Annotated in this window: 10 protein-coding genes; 5 read left to right on the top strand and 5 right to left on the bottom strand. The window is 72.1% G+C overall.

Features of this window, described 5'->3' with window-relative positions:
- The first annotated feature begins 96 nt into the window (after positions 1 to 96).
- The 4 genes from C6Y14_RS06250 to sigJ all read left to right on the top strand — a co-directional run bounded on the left by C6Y14_RS06250 (position 97) and on the right by sigJ (position 2,852).
- Positions 97 to 558 (top strand): ATP-binding protein, encoded by a 462-nt coding sequence (locus C6Y14_RS06250; protein WP_318658051.1) that lies wholly within the window; start codon positions 97 to 99, stop codon positions 556 to 558.
- A 76-nt stretch (positions 559 to 634) separates the two neighbouring features.
- Positions 635 to 1,105 carry a hypothetical protein gene (locus C6Y14_RS06245; RefSeq protein WP_107015487.1) on the top strand — a complete coding sequence of 157 codons (471 nt, stop codon included), beginning with the start codon at positions 635 to 637 and terminating at the stop codon, positions 1,103 to 1,105.
- A complete protein-coding gene (locus C6Y14_RS06240) occupies positions 1,105 to 1,905 on the top strand; it encodes an SDR family oxidoreductase (protein ID WP_107015486.1) in 801 nt (266 codons plus the stop codon). The genes C6Y14_RS06245 and C6Y14_RS06240 overlap by 1 nt, the downstream gene beginning before the upstream one ends.
- A 38-nt stretch (positions 1,906 to 1,943) precedes the next feature.
- On the top strand, positions 1,944 to 2,852 hold the full coding sequence (gene sigJ, locus C6Y14_RS06235) for an RNA polymerase sigma factor SigJ (protein WP_107015826.1): 909 nt from the start codon (positions 1,944 to 1,946) through the stop codon (positions 2,850 to 2,852).
- A 95-nt stretch (positions 2,853 to 2,947) separates the two neighbouring features.
- Here sigJ and C6Y14_RS06230 read toward each other — a convergent pair whose 3' ends face one another.
- The 3 genes from C6Y14_RS06230 to C6Y14_RS06220 form a co-directional block, all read right to left on the bottom strand.
- Positions 2,948 to 3,523, bottom strand: a complete 576-nt coding sequence (locus tag C6Y14_RS06230) for a hypothetical protein (protein WP_107015485.1) — start codon at positions 3,521 to 3,523, stop codon at positions 2,948 to 2,950.
- Positions 3,524 to 3,642: 119 nt separating this feature from the next.
- Complete coding sequence (locus C6Y14_RS06225; RefSeq protein WP_107015484.1) at positions 3,643 to 6,228, bottom strand: bifunctional FO biosynthesis protein CofGH; 2,586 nt, start codon at positions 6,226 to 6,228, stop codon at positions 3,643 to 3,645.
- A gap of 124 nt (positions 6,229 to 6,352) precedes the next feature.
- The gene (locus C6Y14_RS06220) at positions 6,353 to 7,198 is read right to left on the bottom strand and encodes a TIGR03619 family F420-dependent LLM class oxidoreductase (protein WP_107015483.1); all 846 of its coding nucleotides are present in this window, start codon (positions 7,196 to 7,198) and stop codon (positions 6,353 to 6,355) included.
- A 200-nt stretch (positions 7,199 to 7,398) separates the two neighbouring features.
- Between C6Y14_RS06220 and C6Y14_RS06215 the strand changes: the two genes are divergently transcribed.
- A complete protein-coding gene (locus C6Y14_RS06215; protein WP_107015482.1) occupies positions 7,399 to 8,943 on the top strand; it encodes a CehA/McbA family metallohydrolase in 1,545 nt (514 codons plus the stop codon).
- Between the two features lie 121 nt (positions 8,944 to 9,064).
- Here C6Y14_RS06215 and C6Y14_RS06210 read toward each other — a convergent pair whose 3' ends face one another.
- Complete coding sequence (locus tag C6Y14_RS06210) at positions 9,065 to 10,900, bottom strand: protein kinase domain-containing protein (protein ID WP_107015481.1); 1,836 nt, start codon at positions 10,898 to 10,900, stop codon at positions 9,065 to 9,067.
- Positions 10,901 to 11,022: 122 nt separating this feature from the next.
- Positions 11,023 to 12,555: an alpha/beta hydrolase gene (locus C6Y14_RS06205; RefSeq protein ID WP_107015825.1), complete on the bottom strand. Its 1,533-nt coding sequence runs from the start codon at positions 12,553 to 12,555 to the stop codon at positions 11,023 to 11,025.
- Between the last annotated feature and the right edge of the window lie 108 nt (positions 12,556 to 12,663).

Genomic DNA, 12,663 nt, shown 5'->3' with positions numbered 1-12,663 from the left:
GCCCACGGCTGCGAGAGTCGTAGGGAGAGAGCCGTGGAAAGCGGACCGTGTCAGGAACCGGGGCGGTACGGGCGAACGCGAAGGCGGGCCGAGGTCGTGCAGTCAGTCGACGGTGAGAACGGATCGGGCGCGCCTGAGATATCCACTGTCATGGAGCTGAGCGGTGACACCTCGTGCATCGCGGCGGCACGCCGTCTCGCGGCCGAGTTCCTCGCCCGCGCCGGCACCGAGCAGCACGTGGACGTCTCCGACCATGCCCTGGGCCTCACGCAGCTGGTCGTCAGCGAACTGGTCACCAACGCCCGCAGACACGCCCCAGGTCCCGCGCTGATGGAACTGCGCATCGCGGACTCCACGGTGGAGGTGACCGTGCAGGACAGCGTCCCGGTACGGCCCACCATCCACGCCTCCGACCCGCAGCGGATCGGCCGGCACGGACTGGAGATCGTCGCGGCCGTCGCCGCGGACTTCTACGTACGCCTCGAAGACACCGGCAAACGTGTCACCGCCAATATCGCCCTGACCGACCCTTCGGCCCCCCGGCCGCCAGAACCCTGAGCAGCCGGAGAACCCTGAGCAGCCGGGTCGGACGGGCCCCGCCTCACACTTTCGCGGGCCGTCTCGTCATAGAGGCATGAACACGAAAATCCGGTACGCCGCCCTGGGCTTCCTGGGCGTGACCGCGCTGTACACCGGGGTCTGGGCCTACTTCGCGCCGAAGGAGTGGCACGCCAGTTTTCCCGGGTTCGGGATGAGCTGGCTGCCCCAGCTGGGCCCCTACAACGAACACCTCGCCAAGGACGCCGGGGCCATGTTCCTCGCGCTGGCCGTGCTCACGGCGATCGCGCTGCGTTCCGTGCGTTCCGTGCGCGACAACCGGCTGGTGCAGACGACCGGCGCGGTGTGGCTCGTCTTCAACGTGCTGCACCTCAGCTATCACATGCAGCATCTCGGTATGTACGGCACGCGTGACCAGATCCTCAACGTCGTCGTGCTGACGGCCCTGGTGCTCGCGTCGGCCGTCCTGCTCGTACCGGTGAAGGCCGTGAGATCCGCGGATTCCGTCAAGTCCGTGAAGTCCGTGACGACTGAGGGAGATGCGTGATGCGTGTCGCGGTGGCCGGTGGGACCGGGCTCGTCGGCGGATACGTCGTCCAGGAGCTGACAGCGGCCGGGCACGAACCGGTGGTGCTGGCCAGGTCACGGGGTGTCGACCTCGTGACCGGTGCCGGGCTCGACGCCGCCATGGCGGGGGTCGAGGCGGTCGTGGACGTCAGCAATCTGGACACCACCCGCGCCAGGACGGCGATCGCGTTCTTCGAGAGCGCCGGTCGCCATCTGCTGGACGCCGGCGCCCGGGTCGGCGTACGCCACCACGTCGTCCTGTCGATCGTCGGCCTCGAACGCGTCGGTCTCGGCTACTACCAGGGCAAGCTCCGGCAGGAGGAGATCGTCGTCAAGGGCGAGGCCGGAGGCACGGCCGAGGGCGGGGCCGTCCCGTGGACCGTGCTGCGTGCCACACAGTTCCACGAGTTCCCGCTCCAGGTCCTCGACCAGGTTCCCGGGCCGCTCGCCGTCGTCCCCCGCATGCGTACGCAGCCGGTGGCGGCCCGCGAGGTCGCCCGCCACCTCGTGGAACTCGTCCTCGGACCGCCGCGGGGCATGGCGCCCGAGCTGGCCGGGCCCCAGGTCGAGGAGCTGGTCGACATGACACGGCGGCTGCTGCGGGCCCGCGGGCAGCGCCGGCTGCTGCTGCCGGTGAAGATGCCCGGAAGGGCGGGCACTGCCATGGTCGAAGGGGGCAACCTGCCGACCGGGTCCGCCGGGCCCCGTGGCAGTCAGACCTTCGACGAGTGGCTGGCCGAGCACGTCGGGCAGGGAGAGAGGGAGGTACGGGGAGAGTGAGCGGTGGCGGCGGTCCCGGCCCCGGCCTCGGGGACCTCATGGCCGAGCGGCGGCGGCTGCTCGGGCTCGGCTATCGGATGCTCGGCTCGGTGCAGGACGCCGAGGACGTCGTCCAGGAGACGTACGCCCGCTGGTACGCCCTGTCCGAGGCCGAGCAGGAGGCGATCGTCGCTCCGCTGGCCTGGCTGACCCGGGTCGCCTCACGGATCTGCCTCGACCAGCTGGCCTCGGCGCGCGTGCGCCGGGAGCGCTACACCGGTGAGTGGCTGCCCGAGCCCGTCAGGGGCGGCGCCGCCACCTGGACCAGCGCGGGCGGCGGCGGGTACGGAGGGGACGGCGCGGACGGCAGCGATCCCGCGGACCGCGTCACGCTCGACGAGTCGGTGAGCATGGGCATGCTCGTGGTGCTGGACTCGGTCACCCCCGCGGAGCGCGTGGCCTTCGTCCTGCACGACGTCTTCGGGGTGCCGTTCGCCGAGATCGCCGAGACGGTCGGCCGCTCCCCGGCGGCCTGCCGCCAGCTCGCCTCCTCGGCCCGGCGGCGGCTCGCCGAACGGCGGCCCGTCGGCGCGACGACGTCGGAGCACCGGCGGGTCGTGTCCGCGTTCCTCGCCGCGTGCGGGACCGGCGATCTCGACACGCTCGTCGCGCTCCTCGACCCCGCGGTCGAGGCGCGCAGCGACGGCGGCGGCAAGGTCCGCGCGGCCCTGCGGCCGGTCGTCGGCCCGGACAAGGTTGCCCGGTTCCTGCTCGGGCTGCTGCGCAAGGAACCGGGGCTCGACGTCGTGGAGGAGGACGTCAACGGCTCCCCGGGCGTCGCGGTGCGGATCGCCGGGACGACCGTCGCCGTGGTCGGCGTGGGCGTTCGCGCGGGCCGGGTCAGCGATCTGTGGCTCGTGGTCAACCCGGACAAACTGCACGCGTGGACCGACGCCGGACCGGGCTGAAAACCTCTCCCGGGACCCCTTCCGGAACCTCTCCCTTCCGGAACCCCTCCCGTCCGGGACCTTTCCCGGAACCCCTTCCGGAGCCTCTCCCGGGACTACTTCACGACCGCGACCGTCGTCCCGGCCGTGCCGAACTTCCACACCGCGTCCCCGTCCGCCGCCTTCATCCGGACGCCGCCCGTCGTCGCGCCCGACGCGGGCGGCGGCGGGGAGGAACCGTCGAGGGCGTTGGAGAAGGCGACGTCGGTGCCGGACGCCAGGGCGAAGTAGACGATGTTCTCGATCTCCACGCCGTCGCTGCCGGTCCCGGTCTCGCGCCGGGTGCCGACCGTGTACGTGCCCGGGTCCGGGCTCACCGTCCCCTGCCACACCTTGAAGGTGCGCCGGGGCGCGTCGCTCGCGTCGACCAGCCACACCCGCTTCTGCGCGAGGGAGTAGACGATCCGCCGTCCCGTGCCGGAGCCGTCCGGTACGGCGACCGGCGCGGACTCGTCGGGCGAGGCGGAGGGCTTGGGGCTCGCGGAGGGGCTGCTCGTCTTCTCGCTCGCCGACGCGGTCGGCTGGGGCCCGTCCCCGGCCTTGACGGCCAGCACGGCCACCAGCACCAGGGCGGCGGCGGTCAGACCGGTGACCCAGGCCCACGAGGGAAGCCGTCGGGCAGGCACGGGCACGCATCTCCTCAGCTGTGGCTCACCCCGTCGGAGACACCCCGTCGGAGGTCCGATCATCCTACTCCGACGGGGAACTCCCTCCGGAACCGGAGGCCTGCCCTCACCGTGGAACGGCCCGTCTACTCCAGGACCGGCAGCAGCTCCGGCAGGTGCCCGTCGGAGACCGCCGCGGCCTGCTGCCGCTCGTCCGGCACCTCCCCGTACAGCGTGGTCCGCGGCTTCGCCGGGCGGCCCGCCGCCTCCGCGACGGCGATCAGGTCCTTCACGGACTTGTACGAGCCGTAACTCGACCCGGCCATACGGGAGATGGTCTCCTCCATCAGTGTGCCGCCGAGGTCGTTGGCGCCGGAGCGCAGCATCTCCGCCGCGCCCTCCGTGCCCAGCTTCACCCAGCTGGTCTGGATGTTGGGGATGTGGGGGTGCAGGAGGAGCCGGGCCATCGCGATCACCGCGCGGTTGTCGCGGGTCGTGGGGCCGGGCCGGGCGATCCCCGCCAGGTACACGGGCGCGTTGGTGTGGATGAAGGGCAGGGTGACGAACTCCGTGAAGCCGCCGGTCTGTCGCTGGATCCGGGAGAGCGTACGGAAGTGGCCGAGCCAGTGGCGGGGCTGGTCCACGTGCCCGTACATCATCGTGGAGGACGAGCGGATACCGAGTTCGTGGGCCGTGGTGACGACCTCGATCCAGGTCGCCGTCGGGAGCTTGCCCTTGGTGAGGACCCAGCGGACCTCGTCGTCGAGGATCTCGGCGGCGGTGCCGGGGATGGAGTCGAGGCCCGCCTCCTTGGCGGCCGTCAGCCACTCGCGGATGGACATACCCGTACGGGTGGCCCCGTTGACGACCTCCATCGGTGAGAAGGCGTGGACGTGCATGCCGGGGACCCGTTCCTTCACCGCCCGCGCGATGTCGAAGTAGGCGGTGCCCGGCAGGTCGGGGTGGATGCCGCCCTGCATGCAGACCTCGACCGCTCCGACGTCCCAGGCCTGCGCGGCCCGGTCGGCGACCTGGTCCAGGGAGAGCGTGTAGGCGTCGGCGTCGGTGCGGCGCTGGGCGAAGGCGCAGAAGCGGCAGCCGGTGTAGCAGACGTTGGTGAAGTTGATGTTCCGCGTGACGATGTACGTGACGTCGTCGCCGACCGCCGCCTTGCGGACGTCGTCCGCGATCCGGCAGAGCGCGTCGAGAGCGGGCCCGTCCGCGTGGAGGAGGGCGAGCGCCTCGTCGTCGGTGAGGCGGGTCGGGTCGTCGGCCGCGGTGGCGAGGGCCGCCCGCACGTCCGTGTCGATGCGCGACGGGACCATCCCGGGCGCCGCCGCCTCCCGCAGCGACTCCCAGTCGCCGTACACGTGGTCGTAGTCCTCGCGCCGGTCGGAGGTGCGGCCCTCGGTGTCGATGGACGCGTGCAGATCCGTACGCCCCGACGACGTGAACGAATCCTCGGGCTCCTGCCACGGGTGGCCCTCCACGACCGCGTCCGGCAGGGCGAGCCCGGTCTCCGGGTCGGCGAGGGCCCGTACGTGCGGCAGCAGCCGCGGGTCCAGCCACGGCTCGCCGCGCTGCACGAACTCCGGGTAGACGCAGAGCCGTTCGCGGAGCGTGAAGCCCGCTTCCGCCGACTGCTCGCGCAGCAGGTCGATCTGCGGCCAGGGGCGCTCGGGGTTGACGTGGTCGATGGTCAGCGGCGAGACCCCGCCCCAGTCGTCGATCCCGGCGCCGATGAGCCGCGCGTACTCGGAGTCGACGAGGTTCGGCGGTGCCTGGAGGCAGGCGGCGGGGCCCATGATGTGCCGGGCCACGGCGACCGTCGCGATCAGCTCGTCCAGTTCGGCATCCGGCATGCCGCGCATCGCCGTGTCCGGCTTGGCGCGGAAGTTCTGGATGATCAGTTCCTGGATGCCGTGGTAGGCCCGCGACACCCGCCGCAGTGCGAAGAGGGAGTCCGCGCGCTCCTCGTACGTCTCGCCGATGCCGATCAGCAGCCCACTGGTGAAGGGGACGGAGGAGCGGCCGGCGTCCTCCAGGACGCGCAGCCGGACGGCCGGCTCCTTGTCGGGGGAGCCGTAGTGGGGGCCGCCGGGCTCGCTCCACAGGCGGGTCGCGGTGGTCTCCAGCATCATGCCCATGCTCGGCGCGACGGGCTTGAGCCGCTGGAAGTCGGTCCACGACATGACACCCGGGTTGAGGTGGGGCAGCAGGCCCGTCTCCTCCAGGATGCGGATGGAGATGGCCCGTACGTACGCGATCGTGTCGTCGTAGCCGTGCGCGTCGAGCCATTCGCGGGCCTCGGGCCAGCGGTCCTCGGGCTTGTCGCCGAGGGTGATCAGGGCTTCCTTGCAGCCCTCGGCGGCGCCCTTGCGGGCGATGTCCAGCACCTCGTCCGGGGACATGAACATGCCGTGCCCGGCCCGGCGCAGCTTGCCCGGGACGGTGACGAACGTGCAGTAGTGGCACTTGTCCCGGCACAGCCGGGTGAGCGGGATGAAGACGCTCTTCGAGTACGTGATCACGCCGGGGCGGCCCGCCGCCGCCAGGCCCGCGTCACGCACCCGGGCGGCGGACGCGGTGAGGTCGTCCAGGTCGGCGCCGCGCGCCTGGAGCAGCACGGCGGCCTCGGTGACGTCGAGGGCGACGCCGTCGCGGGCGCGTTTGAGGGCGCGGCGCATGGCGTTCTCGGTGGGCCCGGTTCCGGAGGTCGCGGAAGTCGTCATCCTTCGAGCATACGATCGCAGTGATCAGGCATTACCGGTGTGCCGCGTCACAAACGACACACCGGCGGCGGCCCACGGGGGCGAGCTGCCCAGGCGTCCTACAAGGACTTCGTCCAAGGCCTCCCTACAAGTAGGGCGTGAACTCGTCCAGTACGCGCAGTACCTCGGCCTCGCCGGCCGGCGGCAGCTGCAGGACGACCTCCTCGATGCCGAGGTCCGCGTAGTGCGCGAGCTTCCCGGCGCCGGGCAGTACGGCGTAGGGCACGACCTGGAGGCTGTCGGCGTCGCGGCCCGCGTCGGCCCAGGCGGTCCGCAGCACGGGCAGCGACTCGGCGAGGCCCCGGCCGCCGATGGGCAGCCAGCCGTCCGCGTACTCGGCGATGTGCGCGAAGAGCTTGGGTCCGGCCGCTCCCCCGATGAGCGTGCGCGGCCCGACGACCGGCCCGCGCGGCTTCTGCGCGGGCTTGGGGTACACGTGGCTGGCCCGCACCGAGCCGAACCGCCCCTCGTACGCGGTCGGTTCGGCGGCCCACAGCGCCCGCATCAGGGCCATCCGGTCGCGGCCCAGCTCCCGCCGCGTACGCCACTCGACGCCGTGGTCGGCGGCTTCCTCGACGTTCCAGCCGAAGCCGATCCCCAGGGTGAAGCGGCCCCCGGAGAGGTGGTCGAGGGTCGCGACCTGCTTGGCGAGGTCGATCGGGTCGTGCTGGGTGACGAGCGTGATGCCGGTGCCGAGCGCGAGGGCCTCGGTGACGGCCGACGCCTGGCCGAGGGCGACGAAGGGATCGAGGGTGCGGCCGTACTCGGGCGGCAGTTCACCGCCCACCGGGTACGGGGTGGTCCGTTCCACGGGGATGTGGGTGTGTTCGGGCAGATAGAGCCCGGCGAAGCCGCGTTGCTCCAGCTCACGGGCGAGCCGGGTCGGAGTGATCGTCTCATCGGTGAGGAAGATCGTCACGGAGATGCGCATGCCCCATCTCTACCGGCCCGCAGCACAAGTGTCGATACCGACCGGTCGGCATTCACAGGGGCGGGTATTCACAGAAAGCTGTCGGTTCCCTTCCCTTGCCCCGAGGTTCACGGCTGAATACGAGGATTGCCGGTACCACTCCTGCACCGCCATGCACCCCATGCACCGCCCATGACCCACGAGAACCGGGAGCAGCAGACATGTGCGAGGACGACCACAGCGGTGACCACGGCGTCGGCAGACGCGCCCTGTTCGTGACGGGGGCCGCCGCCGCGCTTACGTTGGGAACCGTGAGCTTCCCGAGCGAGGCCGCCGACGCGGCCCAGGCCGCCGAGACCCGGACCGTCCGCGGCACCCTGCCCACCGGTTCGCCGGACTTCGTGTACCTGCCGGTCGAAGTCCCGTCCGGTGTACGGGAGATCAAGGTCGCGTACACCTACGAGCGGCCGACCGTCCCGGCGGGCACCGTGGGCAACGCGCTCGACATCGGGATCTTCGACCAGCACGGTACCGAGCTGGGCGGACGGGGTTTCCGGGGCTGGTCGGGCGGCGCGCGCACGGAGTTCTTCATCCGCGCCGACGACGCGACGCCCGGCTACCTCCCGGGCCCGGTCCGCGAGGGCACCTGGCACATCGCGCTGGGCCCCTACACGGTCGCTCCGCAGGGCCTCGCGTACGAGGTCACCGTCACGCTGACGTACGGGGAGCCCGGCGAGACGGTGAAGCCGGTGTACCCGCCGTCGCGGGCCAAGGGGCGCGGCCGGGCCTGGTACCGGGGCGACTGCCATCTGCACTCCTGGTACTCGGACGGCCGCCGTACCCCGGCCGAGATCGCGGCGCTCGCGCGGGCGGCGGGCCTCGACTTCATCAATTCGTCCGACCACAACACGCACTCCGCGCACGCCCACTGGGCCGACCAGGCGGGCCCCCACCCGGACGGCGAGCTGCTGATCCTGCTGGGCGAGGAGGTGACGACGAGGAACGGTCACGTCGTGGCGCTCGGCACGGACCCGGGCACGTTCGTCGACTGGCGCTACCGGGCCCGCGACAACCGCTTCGGCAAGTACGCGCGCCGCATCCGGCAGGCGGGCGGTCTGGTCGTCCCCGCCCATCCGCATGCCACCTGCGTCGGCTGCAACTGGAAGTTCGGCTTCGGCGAGGCGGACGCGGTCGAGGTGTGGAACGGCGCGTACGGGCCCGACGACGAGGTGTCGCTCGCCGACTGGGACAGCATGCTGGTGGCCTCCGTACGGGAGGGTCGCGGGAGCCGGGACTGGATTCCGGCGATGGGCAACAGCGACGCCCACCGCGATCCCGACCCGGTCGGCACCCCGCAGACCGTCGTCCTCGCCGACGAACTGTCCCGCGAGGCGATCCAGGAGGGCATCCGCGCGGGCCGGTCGTACGTGGCGGAGTCGAAGGCGGTGTCGCTGTCGTTCTCGGCGACCGGCCCGAAGGGCGAACACGCGGGGATCGGCGGCCGGTTGAAGGTGGACGGCGACGACCCGGTCACGGTCCGGCTGGAGGTCTCGGGCGCACCCCGCTGCACGGTCCGCTTCGTCACGGACCAGGGCGTCCTGCACACCGGTGCCGTCCTGCCGGTGGCGGGCTCCGGCACGGTGGAGTGGCGTACGACGGCCCAGTACGCGGCGTACGTACGCGCGGAGGTGCGGCACGAGGCGGCGGCGGGTCCGCTGCCGGGAGCGCTGGCGGCGTTCACGAACCCGATCTTCCTGGGCCGCTAGAGCTCTGACCGGTCGGACGCTGGTTGGTCGGACGCTGGTCGGTGGGGCATTTGGTCGGCCAGGTCGGTGGGGGCCGGGTTTCGGGTCTGCCCGGCCCCCTCTGACGCGGGTGGTCAGACGGTCAGGCGGTCCCGATGCCCCGGGCCGCCTCGTCGATGCGCTTCTGCTGCATGGAGGTGAGCCGCTTGACGAAGAAGACGGCCACCACCGCGCTGATGACGCCGGTGGACGCGGTGATCTGCGTGTCGATGATGTCGGACATGGCCGCGGAGACGGTGTCGTGGCTGTACCAGCTGCTGAAGAAGCTGTTCGAGTAGGCCAGGACGTAGAGGATCCAGCACCACCACCAGGTGTGCATCAGCCACCGCCCGGCGCCCCGGGCCCGGCCCGCCGTCGCCGTCCAGATGTCGTTCGTCATCTGCTTGGGCATGAAGAGGTTGACGAACGGGATGAACCAGGCGCCGGCCGCCAGGCCGGGCGCGAAGCGCAGGCGTACGGGCGCGAAGGTGTCGGCGTTGTTGCGCATGCGCTGGAACCAGATCGGCCACAGGATCAACAAGGCCAGCGCCAACGCCGATTCGAGGGCGTCCAGCGCGTCCGTCGCGAAGTTCAGCGCCCCGTAGTCCCTGATGACACCGGGGGAGGCCGTTCCGTCCTGCGCGTCGAGCCGGAGGTAGACCTCTCCCAGGACGGCGCCTCTGAGCAGCAGGGGCAGGGTATAGAGGCCGAGCAGGACGGCCAGCCCGATACCCAGTCCGCGGGCCGAGCGGGCCGGCGGGCGCGGCGAGAAGTAGTGCGGCGAGGGCTGCAGGCTGCCGGGCGGGGGGCTGCCCGCGTGAAGACTGCCCGGCGGAGGGCTGGGGCTGCCGGCGTGGAAGCCGCCCGGCGCTGGACTCTGCTGCCAGGGAGGCGGGGGCGGGCTGTGGGCCGGGTCGTACGAGACGGGCGGTCCGAAACCCTGGAACGGGGCGGGTGCCGGGGGCTGCGCGGCTCCGGCCGGCGGCGCCTGTGCGGCGAGCGCGTGGCTCTGCAGGCGCTGGGGGCTCTGCGGGTCCTCGCTGTTGAGGAGCTGCACGGCGTGGCGGCCCAGCTCGGCCAGCACCTCGCCCGGCAGCCAGGCGCCGCCGGTGTCCTCCATGCTCTCGATACGCGCCGACAGCGTCTCCAGCGAGGGCCGTTGGGACGGATCCTTCACCAGACACCAGGCGATCAGCTGATCCCAGGGCGCGGGAATCCCGGTCAGGTCCGGTTCCTCGCTCGCGATCCGGTAGAGCAGCGAGTGGATCCCGCCCTCGCCGGTACCGAACGGCAGCTTGCCCGTCGCGGTGTACGCGAGGACGGCGCCGAGACAGAAGACGTCACTCGCGAACGACACGCGCTCGCCGCGCACCTGCTCGGGCGACATGAAGCCGGGCGAGCCGACGACGGCGCCCGTCATCGTCAGCCCGTCGGTGGACTGCATGGCGGGGTCGAGGGCGCGGGCGATACCGAAGTCGATGACGCGGGGGCCGTCGATCGTGACCAGAACGTTGGACGGCTTGAGGTCGCGGTGCACGAGCCCGGCGCCGTGGATGGCCTGGAGCGCGCGGACGAGTCCGATGCCCAGGGCCCGTACGGAGTTCGCGGGCAGCGGGCCGTACTGCTTGTCCACCACTTCGGCGAGGGAGGGCCCGGCGACGTAACCGGTGGCGACCCATGGGGTCGGCGCCTCCGTGTCGGCGTCCAGGACGGGGGCCGTCCACTCGCCACCGACCCGCTGGGCGGCCTTGACCTCCTGCGCGAACCGCCGCCTGAAGTCCGGTTTGCGGGCCAGTTGCTCCTGGACGACCTTGACCGCGACCGTACGGCCGCGGTCGGAGCGGGCCAGGTACACCCGCCCCATGCCGCCCTCGCCGAGTCTGCCGAGCAGTCGGTAATTGCCTATCCAGCCCGGATCGTCCGGGCTCAACCCGTCCATGCGTACTTCCTCTATCCCCGACACCCGCCGAATCGCCGCCGCCGCATCGCCGCCGACGCCTTCGCAGCGAGGATAGGAGATGGGACGGCAGTGGCGCGCGTGAACCCGGCCTCAACCCGGCCTCAACCCTGCTTCTGTCGGCAGTACTTGTCGCCCGCGGGCCGCTGGCCGGTGACCAGGAAGCGGGTGACGGCACGGTCTCCGCAGGCGTTGCCGTTGCCGAGATAGGCGTCGTGGCCGGTCGCGTCCACGGTCACCATGACGGCCCGCTGCCCCAGCGCGGCCCGGACGGCGCGGGCGCCGGCGAGGGGGGTGGCGGGGTCGCGCTCGTTCTGCACGAGCAGCACGGTGGACGGCCCGCGGTCGGTGATCCGAACGGGGGCGTCTTTCGGGTACGTCGGCCAGGCGGCGCAGGCGGTGGCGTTGCGGGGCATCCCGGCGGTGAGGGGGTACGCGGTGCGGCTGCGCGCGACCTCGGCCTCGTACACGGCGGTCGCGGTCGGCCAGTCCCCGTCGTTGCAGAAGGTGGCGGTGGCGACGGCGATACCGTTCTGCAGAAGGGATTCCGGGGCGGGCTCGGGCGCGGGCGGGGCCTCCCCCTTCCGGGCGGCCTGGATCAACTGGGCCAGCCCGGCGAAATCGTCGGGCTCGTACAACGCGTAGACCATCGCCTGCCGCAGGACGTTGCCGTTCAACTCGGCCGGGTTGGCGCCGGGCCACGGAACGGGCTCGCGATCGAGCCGTTCGGCGAGCCGCAGGAAGAGGGCCCGTACGTCGGCGGCTGTATGGGCGAGCCGGTAGGGATTCTCGCGCTGGGAGGCCCACTTGGCGAACTCCGGAAAGGCGTCCTCGACACCGGTCTCGAACGCGGCCCAGGCACCCCGGGCGAACTGGCCGCCGCTGCGCGCTCCGGTGGCGTCCGGGTTGCTGTCCAGCACTAGCCGGTCGGTGCGGTGCGGGAACAGTTCGTTGTAGACGGCGCCGGCGTAGGCCCCGTACGAGACGCCCCACGCGGACAGTTTCCGCTCGCCGAGGGCCGCGCGGACACGGTCGATGTCGCGGGCGTTGTTCGCGGTGCTGATGTGGCGGACGAGGTCGCCGCCGTTGCGGTCGCAGGCGGCGGCCGTGCGGCGGGCGGTCGCCATGTTCGCGGTGACGGACCCGTCGGCGGCGGGCCAGGGCCAGAACGTGGTGAGGGCGAGGTCGTCCCGGTCGAGCCCGCAACTGACGGGCGAGGACCGCCCGACCCCTCGCGGATCGAACCCGACCAGGTCGTAGGCGTCCCGCACGGCCTGCGGCAACCGCTGCCCCTTCCCGGAAACCTCGTCGAGACTGCCCCCGCCGGGCCCACCGGCGATCATCAACAGGGCGCCACGCCGGACCTCCGCCTTCTCGGCGGGAATCCGCGACACGGCGATCCCGATCCGGGGGCCTGCGGGGTCGGAGTAGTCGAGGGGCACGTGGACGGTGGCGCACCGCTGCCGGGGGTCGAGGCCGGTGCCCTCGCACTTGCCCCAGGTGAGGGGGCTGGTGCTGTGGCCTCCGGCTGCGGCCGGGGCGGCGGTCGCGGCAACGGGCAGGGTGAGCCCGAGGACCACGCCGGAGGCGGTGAGGAGGGCGGTGTTCCGCTTGGACTTTCGCATGGACTTCGTCATGCGGACGAGCTTCACGGCTGGAGACGCACGGCCCCATCCGGCCAACTGGCGTCTGCGAAGGGCGGTTTCCCGTACCGGTACGGGAAACCGAATCCGCGCGGGGCCACC

Origin of the sequence: Streptomyces dioscori, from assembly GCF_003024195.1 — a bacterium.
Lineage (GTDB): Bacteria > Actinomycetota > Actinomycetes > Streptomycetales > Streptomycetaceae > Streptomyces > Streptomyces dioscori.
Note: the sequence above shows the minus strand (reverse complement) of the source record. Positions and strands in the feature narration are given on the sequence as shown.